Genomic DNA, 7,419 nt, shown 5'->3' with positions numbered 1-7,419 from the left:
GCCGCTCTAGATGCCGTTCTTGCTGAACACCTCGGCCTTTCGTCAGACGTTGCAAAGCCGCTTGAGGCCATCGCCTGGCTGCCGTCCTCAAAATCCGGTCCTGTGCCGTCGAGTCGGCTCCTCCACGATGTGGAGTACGCTGGCAAAACAATACATCTGCGTCCCTGGCGCGTCTCAGCCGCCCTGCTTGATGCCCAGGAAGCCGTAACTGCTCTGGCAAACGCCACAGGCAAGCAAACTCTCGCCCGTGGCGTTTTTTTGGGTCATGACCTTGCTTATTGGGCGGAAATGCTCAGATTTGCCGGGGCGCTGGTTGCCAGGCAGCAATATCTGCCCGGCGTGCGGGTAATCGGCGGCCATTACCACTCCGTATGGGAACCGGTGATTACCGCAGAGGAACAGTCGCGCTTCGCTGCCTTTGCCGCCGCCATGCCCCCGTCGGCCAGAGCCTTGACCAAGGCTGACGGCAAAGCGCCGCCTTCCACCGCCGCCGCTTCTGTTCTGCGCGCTTTTCTGACGGACATGGTTGATGCCCTTGTCCGCTCCGCCATGCCGCAAGCAACGGCGGGTAAAAAGGGCCAAGTCGGCACTTCCAGCATATCATGGGTACCACGGACGCAGCCCGCTGTGGAGAGTGCGCATGATGCCTGGCTGGCCGCCCTGCGCTCGCCAGATGGACGCATAGACTGGCCGAAGAAAGATGTAACAGATCTAAAAAATACCCTCACTCGCTGGAAGCGCCCCATAACAGTGCTGTCCAAATCCCCGGTGCGGCTCTGCTTCAGGCTTGAAGAGCCCACAAATGACGACGCACTCTCCGATAATGTGTCCTCCCCTTCCCAGCCTTGGGACGATTCTGCCTGGCGGATTTCCTATCTTCTGCATCCGCACGATGACCACAGCCTCCAGCTCCCCATACAGGATCTCTGGTCAGGCCCAAAAAAGCGTGCTTCAGTATTGAAGCACCTGGGTGCGGATGCCAGGGAATATGTGCTTTCGGCGCTGGGCCAGGCTTCCGGCATTGCGCCGGAAATTGAGGCCAGCCTCAAGGATGCCGCGCCCCAGGGCTACAGTCTGGACGTTCAGGGCGCACACCGCTTTCTGACACATACCTCCCTTGCTCTGGGGCAGGCCGGATTCGGGGTCATGCTGCCTTCGTGGTGGACCAAGAAAGGCGCGAAGCTCCGGCCGGTCATTCAGGCCAGGGTGGCGGCCCCCAAACTCCGCTCTTCAAGCGGTCTTTCCCTTGATACCATTGTGGAATTCGACTGGCAGGCTTCTCTTGGTGGGGAACCCATTACGTATAAAGACCTTCTGGCTCTGGCCCGGCTCAAGGTTCCACTGGTGCAGGTGCGGGGGCAGTGGGTGGAGGTCAATGCGCAGGAAATTCTGGCCGCTGTCGATTTCTGGAAGAAAAACAACAAAAATACCGCTCCGGCCCGGGATGTTCTCCGCATGGCCCTTGGCGGTGAGGACGCCCCTCACGGATTTGCCTTTGGCGGTGTGCAGAGTGCGGGCTGGCTCAGCGAGTTACTCGACCAATTGGAGGGCCGCACGGCCTGTGCGGAGTTGCCGCCCCCGGCGGAATTTGGCGGCACACTGCGGCCCTATCAGACGCGGGGATTTTCCTGGCTCGCCTTTTTACAGCAATGGGGCCTTGGGGCCTGCCTTGCCGATGACATGGGCCTGGGGAAAACCATCCAGACCCTGGCCCTGCTGCAAAGATTATGGTCTTCCGGCAAAAAGATGCCCAGCCTGCTCATCTGCCCCACATCGGTGGTCAACAACTGGGCCAGAGAAGCGGAAAAATTCACCCCCGAACTGCCGGTCATGGTCCATCACGGGCTTGACCGCAAAAAAGGGGCGGCCTTTCGGCGGCTCGCGTCCGCGCAGGCGCTGGTCATTTCAAGCTATGGGCTTCTTCAGCGGGATATGGCGGTACTGAAAGATATTTCCTGGGGCGGCGTCATTCTGGATGAAGCGCAAAACATCAAAAACCCCGAAACAAAACAGGCCAAAGCCGCCAGGGGCATCCCGGCGGCATACCGCATAGCCCTGACAGGAACGCCGGTGGAAAACAATGTCGGCGACCTGTGGTCTCTTATGGATTTTCTCAATCCGGGTTTTCTGGGCAGCCAGCAAGAATTTCGCAAGCGTTTCTTCATGCCCATCCAGACCGGGCGCGATCCCGAGGCTGCCACACGACTGAAGCGCCTTACCGCGCCCTTTCTCCTGCGCCGCCTCAAGACAGACACGTCCATTATTTCCGACCTCCCCGACAAGGTGGAAATGAAGGAATTTTGCCCGCTGACCAAGGAGCAGGCATCGCTGTACGCCGCTGTGCTTGAAGACCTGAATCGTACATTATACGAGGTGGACGGCATACAGCGCAAGGGTATTATTCTTGCGACCTTGTCCCGGCTCAAGCAGGTATGCAATCATCCCGCTCACTTCCTTGGCGACAACTCGGCCATAGACGGACGCTCGGGCAAGCTTGCCCGCCTCACTGAAATGCTGGAAGAGATTTTGCCCGTGGGCGACAAGGCCCTGGTATTTACCCAGTTCAAAGAGATGGGCCATATACTCAAAGCGCATTTGCAGGACACCCTCGGCAGGGAGGTGCTTTTTCTGCACGGCGGCGTAGCACGAAAGGCGCGCGACCGGATGATTGAGCGCTTTCAGGGTGATGCCCAGGCCCCGCCGATTTTTATTCTTTCGCTCAAGGCCGGCTCTACGGGGCTTAACCTCACTGCGGCAAAGCATGTTTTTCATTATGACAGATGGTGGAACCCGGCGGTGGAAAATCAGGCCACGGACCGCGCCTTCAGAATCGGCCAGCACCGCAATGTTCTTGTGCATAAATTTGTCTGTAGCGGTACGCTGGAAGAAAAGATTGATGCCATGATTGAACGCAAGAAAGAAATTTCCGATGCCGTGGTGGGCGTTGGCGAGGCCTGGTTGACAGAACTGTCCAACCAGGAGCTTCGGGATTTGTTCGCGTTGCGGGAAGAAACTCTAGGGGAGTAAACATGGCCTGGTATCATGAATATGGCGGCTTTCCCCCATCCCAAGCCCGCGAGGTCAAGGGGGGCATCAAGTCCCAAAGTCGGCGCGGCGGCTTTGGGCAAAGCTGGTGGGCCAAACGCTGGATCGAGCTTATTGAAAGCTTCGGGCTGGGAGCACGGCTGACCCGTGGGCGCGCCTATGCCCGCAAAGGGCAGGTCGTGTCCATTCAAATGGAAAAAGGCTGCATTTCCGCCAAAGTGCAGGGTTCGCGGGCCAAGCCGTATACTGTCACCATGCGGGTCAAACCTCTGGAGGCTGACGCGTGGGCCACCATCGGCCATGCCCTGCGCAAGGAGGCCCTCTTTTCCGCCGCTCTCTTGTCCGGACAGATGCCGCAACAGATTGAAGAAATCTTTAAAAATGCCAAACTGTCGCTTTTTCCTGTAAAAAAGGATGATTTTATAACTGACTGCTCATGCCCTGACTGGTCAAACCCGTGCAAGCATATCGCAGCCGTGTACTACCTTGTGGCCGAGGAGTTTGACCGGGACCCCTTTTTGCTGTTCAGGCTTCGGGGCATTGAGCGGGAGGCCCTTCTGGAACTGCTGGGTACTGGCGCGAGCGATGCCGAAGCCGACCCGGATGCCATGCAGGAAGAGGCAGAACCGCTCCCCTGCGATCCTGTACAGTTTTGGGGCCACCACGCAACGCCGACTGAACTTGGAGCGGTTATGCTTCCCGCTGTTGCCGCCGCCCTGCCCCGGCGGCTTGGCGGAATCCCTTTTTGGCGGGGAAATGAAGAATTTATGGGCACAATGGTGGGCATGTACGGGGCGGCAAGTGATGCGGGCCTCAACTGCGCCATAGGCTGCAACATCGTGGGGGAAACTCCACAAGCGGAGTAGACTCTTCTCACTCGGCAACGCCGATTTTGATAGCGGACAGGGATTTCAAGATGTTTTTTTCTGAGCGTGACCACCTTGCACAACAGAAATGAATTTCGCACAAACGCTGCTGTGCGGAATTTTGTCTCAAGGCTCCACAATTGCCAGACTTTTTGGGTATCGCACAGGCGCACAGGCGCACAGGCGCACAAACAACATACTGTTCTTGCTCTTTTTTGGCAAAACTGGAGCATCAACCGCCCTGGTAATCTCCCCCCCCCTTTTTGCTTTACCCTTCTTTGTTCCGTATAAAAAACTGCTGTGCAGCTGTGCGTTTGTGCGAAGGTTCGAAACACCAAGAAAATACAGGTGTTTTATACAAAAAATCGCACAAACGCTTTTGTGCGCCGCACAACTTAAAAGTCACAATCGCTGGCTTTGGAGTCTTTTGCCACACTCATGTGCCGCTCTTCCAGGTCTCCACGGCCTTCCCAGGCGGAAGGGATGAATCCATAGCCACGTACGTTCCGCCCCTTGATGCATTTTGTTTCCGTAGGATTTCCTTTGGTGTTCATCAACAACCACCCCTGACGCTTCATATGCTCCAGCAACTCATGGCGATTTACTCCTTTGGCGAGGTCGTTGAACGTCGGGATTGTCATGAATAATCGCAGGTCACCCTTGTCCTCCCATCTATAGCCAGCCAGATCGCGCATACTCTCACCCAGGCCGTCCACATCAGCAAAACGGCTTCTGCTATAGCGCGCAAAAAAATCCTTAAAGCGATCAAGAGCTTTCATGATTTCCAGATTGCCAACGCCGCCGCGCTCGTCAAGCCAGACGTTGAGCCATTCCACAACGGCATCACTTGATTCTTCCGGTGTCCAGGGCAGGATGCCGGCCTTTGCAGCGAAGATACCAGCCGCAGCAATCAGCCCGAACTTCAGAACCACACGCTGAACCTGTCCACAGGCTCCTTCTGGGCAATAATTTTTTGTGAACATAGCGATATTATTGTTTATTTCATATAGATTCATGTCCAGATCATGCCCGCCAGTGCCACACAAAACCTTCAAAAAAGCACGCAGCGGTGTACCATAATAGGTTCGGGAAGCATTTTTGAGGTGCTCACTCAGTGCCGCTGGATTTTTGAAGCCATGCAAAGTGCTATAGACATTTTTGCCTGTGCCGCCATCAATGGGAAGATTGATCACACGTACATTCTGCCCGGCCATTGCACGGTATTTACCTGTTTCTTCTATTTTGTCTTCTATGCTCAACTCGCCAGTGGAAAAGAAATTGAGAAGCCATTGATGAGCCTTACGCTGTGTGGCATCACTCCGCATGCGCTCCTTGCCCTGGCCGTTGGGCAACATGTACGTGACCTGAGTCACCGTTTCTGCTGTGGCTTGGCCTATTTCATCGAGAACCAGCAGGCAATCATTATGCTGGGCCGCGATATGCTCAAGAGCATTGTGCGTGCTGCGCCATTGGCGGATAAACCCTTTGCTGTCATTGCCGCCGCAGAGGCTGCCGGCCAACAGGGCCAACGTTGTTTTGCCGGTGGACGATGGCCCGAACAGATGCAATCCACCGCCTTCCATTTCACAAGGGCGCAAAAGCGACCCTGTCAGGGCAAAGGCCACAACCAGCATGAGCAGCGTGTTGCCCTGGCAATAACGGCCCACATGCTCATGCCACTGTTCCAATTCGCCTGCATGGTTGAACAGGCCGTGTTCCTGCGTGTAATGGATTTCTTCATTTTCTCCTCCGCCAAAAATATTATCCGGCAAGACATAGCACTTGCCGTGCCAGCCCAGGCGCTCAACATTGGTAAAAATCTTGTCGGAACCCGCCAAGCGCAGGTACTCCATAATTAATTTTTCCATTCGCCCACCTGACAGTTCAAGCCCATGCTCGCAAAGCCGTCCAAGGACGACATCGCCGCGCCCCACACATTCCTTCATGGTGATGGTCAGCTTTTGTTCTTTGCCATCTGGCGTCAGCAACTTAACCAGTCTTGCCCAGCCCGTGCCGTCCGTATTGCGCATCTTGCCAAGGACTTTTAAGGGGCTGCACACTTTGAAACTGTCGCCCTCCATCATGCCACGGGATGGTGAATAGTACAGGCCATCCTTTTGGGAACTGAATGATTCTGCGGCGACCACAACATCACTCAGACGTTTGCGTTCAAGGTCAAGCGGGCTGCGCACCTTGCAGCCAGGGTCGCACTGAAAAAGCTCCTGAATATCAGAGCAGTTGGCTGGATATCCCTTATGCAGGGCATGCAGAAATTTGGTTCGGGTTTTTTGTGCCGAGTATTCCGGATGGGGGCGGCTGTATTCCTGCGCTAACTCAAGCCCTTTTTTTCCCAGCGGAGCCAGAACACGCAACATCAGGAACCATTCCGGCTCACTCAGCGCTGCGGCATTTTCACGGCAATGGCTCATGAACTGGCAGTCGGAAAGCTCTTGCAGATTGAGCTTACGCTGGCTACAAGATTGCAGATCCAGAAGGGCGTGGTCATAAAGGGCTGTCATCCCCGTTACCGTGGGCGGCGGAGTTTGTATGACGCATGTTCTTACCGACTGGGTCAGTTCCAGTAATGAGTCAATTTCCCATTCAAAAAATTCCTCAACGCTCACCTGCACTTTGTAGCGTCCGTCAGGGCGCCTGATATCGGGAGCCCTCAGCAACTTCCCCTTCCCCATGCAATACAGGCTTGTGTCCACAAGGTCGCCGACAGTCTTGCGTCTGAAATCATCGGGTACGGGCTTGCCCAGCGCCAGCAAGCCCAGATTACGGCCAATTGGGGAGTGCTGAAAAATCCGCTCCAGCATTTTCAAATGCAGCTTGGGCAGGCAGGGATGCCCGTTTTCTCCACCAAATACCTCAGCTGGAATACAGATATGGACGCCTTTGCTGCCGCTCATGTAGTATTCGAGCATGGCAGGGTCAAAACCATCATACCGATTGCGCAGACCCTTAACAAAGTCCCTTGCGCCCACAATGGCGAGAAACGGCGCTTCCTTGCAGTCTATGTCCAGCCAAAGATCGCCGTAGCGCATGGGTTCGGGTTTATCTTTTTTCGGCTCATAGGCGAAGCTCACGGTCGTGAATGCCTTGCAGCCCTGTTCAAGTGCCTGGGCACGCGACTCAGGCGAATCTTCTATAAATGTCCAGGGGCCATAGCCAGGTTCTGGTGTTCCGGCGTAGACAAATTTTTTCGTATCCATGATAACATCCTTATTATTCAGGCCACTACAGGGTAAATCATTCCGAAACGGGCAAATACTTGCCGCATAGAATAAGAAAGGGGCATGAAAAAATTCATGCCCCTGCGGTTGTTCGTTGCTGGTGCTTTTTTGCGGTCAGTTACTGCCGCACATGCTGCCTGAGCCATTGGAGGAAGCTTCGACGCTCATAGCAGACCTTTTTTCTGATGCGGATTTTTACCCTTGGCCCTTCCCCTGTGGCGTCAAGGTTTGAAAGAGTCTTGGCCCGTATCAAGCCGCCCATCTGCCGGGCC

General features: G+C 55.3%; 3 protein-coding genes. 2 read left to right on the top strand and 1 reads right to left on the bottom strand.

Going from position 1 to position 7,419, the window contains the following annotated elements:
* A partial coding sequence (locus QZ377_RS08405) for a DEAD/DEAH box helicase (RefSeq protein WP_291440713.1) occupies positions 1–3,027 on the top strand: 3,027 nt, incomplete at its 5' end.
* A gap of 2 nt (positions 3,028–3,029) precedes the next feature.
* Positions 3,030–3,911 carry an SWIM zinc finger family protein gene (locus QZ377_RS08400; protein WP_291440712.1) on the top strand — a complete coding sequence of 294 codons (882 nt, stop codon included), beginning with the start codon at positions 3,030–3,032 and terminating at the stop codon, positions 3,909–3,911.
* Positions 3,912–4,306: 395 nt separating this feature from the next.
* Here the strand turns inward: QZ377_RS08400 and QZ377_RS08395 are convergent, their stop codons facing one another.
* Positions 4,307–6,823, bottom strand: coding sequence for a DUF927 domain-containing protein (locus QZ377_RS08395; protein WP_291440711.1), 2,517 nt, complete (start codon positions 6,821–6,823; stop codon positions 4,307–4,309).
* Between the last annotated feature and the right edge of the window lie 596 nt (positions 6,824–7,419).

It is taken from the genome of Desulfovibrio sp. (genome assembly GCF_019424165.1).
Taxonomy (GTDB): Bacteria; Desulfobacterota; Desulfovibrionia; order Desulfovibrionales; family Desulfovibrionaceae; genus Desulfovibrio.
Note: the sequence above shows the minus strand (reverse complement) of the source record. Positions and strands in the feature narration are given on the sequence as shown.

Coding starts and splice junctions, on each gene's coding strand:
- QZ377_RS08395 (WP_291440711.1), bottom strand. CDS start 6,823: ATGAGCGGCAGCAAAGGCGTCCATATCTGTATTCCAGCTGAGGTATTT.
- QZ377_RS08400 (WP_291440712.1), top strand. CDS start 3,030: ATGGCCTGGTATCATGAATATGGCGGCTTTCCCCCATCCCAAGCCCGC.